Annotated in this window: 2 protein-coding genes; one reads left to right on the top strand and one right to left on the bottom strand. The window is 64.2% G+C overall.

Features of this window, described 5'->3' with window-relative positions; translation table 11 throughout:
* Positions 1-1,134: tetratricopeptide repeat protein (locus VMI09_02465; protein HTQ23530.1), on the top strand; the 1,134-nt coding region annotated here is incomplete at its 5' end.
* A gap of 15 nt (positions 1,135-1,149) precedes the next feature.
* On the opposite strand, the gene VMI09_02460 is transcribed toward VMI09_02465, so the two are convergent.
* The gene (locus VMI09_02460; protein ID HTQ23529.1) at positions 1,150-2,118 is read right to left on the bottom strand and encodes a transglutaminase family protein; all 969 of its coding nucleotides are present in this window, start codon (positions 2,116-2,118) and stop codon (positions 1,150-1,152) included.
* Positions 2,119-2,231 lie beyond the last annotated feature (113 nt).

The raw sequence follows: 2,231 nt of genomic DNA, 5'->3' as shown, positions 1-2,231 counted from the left end.
AAATTCGCCCGCCTGCATCACAATCTCGGTTACGCCTATTCCCATCTCGGGCGGCTGGACGAAGCGCTGGCGTCGTACGACCGGGCGCTCGAAACGGTCGTCGATCCGGCCGAGCGGCTCGAAACCACGCATTCGCGATCGATCTGCCTCATCGGTATGGGCAAGCTCGAAGAAGGCTTTTCGGAATTCGAGACGCGAAACCATCCCCGCTTTCGCGCCTTTCTCAAGCACGTTCTGAAGGCCCCGCAATGGAAGGGCGAGGATCTCGCCGGCAAGCGCATTGCCGTCGTCGGCGAGCAAGGTCTGGGCGACGAGTTCATGTTCGCAACGGTGCTGCCCGACATCCAGCGCGCAGTCGGCGATGCGGGAAAGCTCTACATCGCGGTCGATCCTCGGCTCGTTCCGCTCTTTCAGCGTTCCTTTCCCAAGGCGGAAGTGGGCGCGTATGACGACCGCACGCTGCTCGATCCGAACGGCAACGAGGCCTTGCGCTTCATCAAGTTCGTCACCGACAAGCAGGAGCCCGATTTCTGGTCGCCGATGGGATCGGCTCTGCAATATCTTCGCAAATCGCTCGCCGATTTCCCGCATGAGACCTTCCTCAAGGCCGATCCGGAGCGCACGAAAAGCATGCGCGGCCTGCTCGAAGCGAAGGGTGAGGGCCCGTTCGTCGGCATCTGCTGGCGCTCGATGATGCTCGGCGCCAAGCGCGCAAAATATTACAGCCCGCTCGATCTCTGGGCGCCGATCTTGACGACGCCCGGCGTGACCTTCGTGAACCTGCAGTATGGCGACTGCGCCGCTGAAATCGCCCACGTGAAAGAGACGTTGGGCGTCGACGTCAGCGTCCTCGACGTCGACCTGAAGGACGATATCGACGGTGCGGCGGCCCTGTCCGCTGCCGTCGATCTGGTGATTTCGGCACCCACCGCGGCGGCGGCGAATGCCGGCGCGGTCGGAACCGAGGTCTGGTTCGTCACGGCGGGCCGCACCTGGCCGCAACTCGGCACAGACGAGTATCCCTGGTACCGCAAGAGTCACGTCTACAGTCCGGACAAGTTCGCCGACTGGAATGAACTGATGCCGCGCATCGCGCGCGATCTCGCGGCGTTTGCGGCAAAGCGGAAGGGCTGATCGCTTCGCCGGTCCCTATTGTTGCTGTTGCTGCTGCTGGTGGAAAATGTGCTCCGGCATCGACGCCGTCGGCCTGGGCGTGCCCATGGGGCGCGCGACCCGCAGAAAATCCTCGTGCCGCACCGGCGCCTGCGTCGGCTCGACAACCACCGATATCGCCAGTTCGCTCGAGGCGCCGCCCTTGAACGTGCCGCGCGTGGGCGGCACGTCCGCATAGTCGCGGCCGACAGCCGCGCGGATGTGGCGCTCGCCCGCGAGAATGTCGTTGGTGGGATCGAAACCCACCCAGCCGAGACTCGGTAGATAGGCCTCGAGCCAGGCATGGGTCGCGTCGGCGGCCGAGCGGTCCTGCGTGCGCGGGCGATGATAGAGGTAGCCGGACACGTAGCGCGCCGGAATTCCCCAATGGCGCGCGATCGCGATCATGATATGCGCGAAGTCCTGGCAGACGCCGCTGCGCTCTTTCAAGGCGACCTCGATCGGCGAACTCGCGTCCGTGACGCCCGGCCTGTAGCGGAACGCGTCCCTGATCGTGGTGTTGAGGAGGCGCAAGGCCGAGAGCGGATCGCCGGCCGGTCTGGTCAAATCGTGCTCGCGCATGAAGTCCAGCAATTGCGGCGACAGCCGCGCGAATGCCGAAGGCTCCAGCAGGTCGAACTGGTCGTCGCTGAGATTGTAGGAATTGTATCGGCCCCATTCGAGCGGATCGGCGGCGGGCGGCGCGGCGGGAACGTTCAGTATCTCGACGACGGCCTGGGCCTCGATCCGCAACTCCTCATGCTCGCGCAGCACGTTGAAGTGGTAGACCGCGTTTCCCAGATAGTCCGTGTACGCATAAAGTTGGGCGCGCGGATTGGTGCTGATCTGGAAGCTGCGCAGCGCCTGCGGCCCCTCGGAGCGCGGCTGCATGCGCAGCTCCATCACGCTCTCGCGCACCGGGCTGGAATAGCGAAACCGCGTCACATGGCGGATGGAATAGAACATCGCGGCCTCAGCTGGACTGAACCGGCGCGAACGGCGTCACAGCACCGTCTCCGCGCCGTAGGTGATGTAGGAAACGTGAACCGAATCGTGGATCTGTTCGCATTGCCGCGTGA

The sequence above is a fragment of the Candidatus Binataceae bacterium genome, assembly GCA_035500095.1.
Taxonomy (GTDB): Bacteria; Desulfobacterota; Binatia; order Binatales; family Binataceae; genus JAKAVN01.
Note: the sequence above shows the minus strand (reverse complement) of the source record. Positions and strands in the feature narration are given on the sequence as shown.

What these genes read in the sequence shown, in the direction of transcription:
- VMI09_02460 (HTQ23529.1), bottom strand. Translation starts at nt 2,118, where the DNA reads ATGTTCTATTCCATCCGCCATGTGACGCGGTTTCGCTATTCCAGCCCG.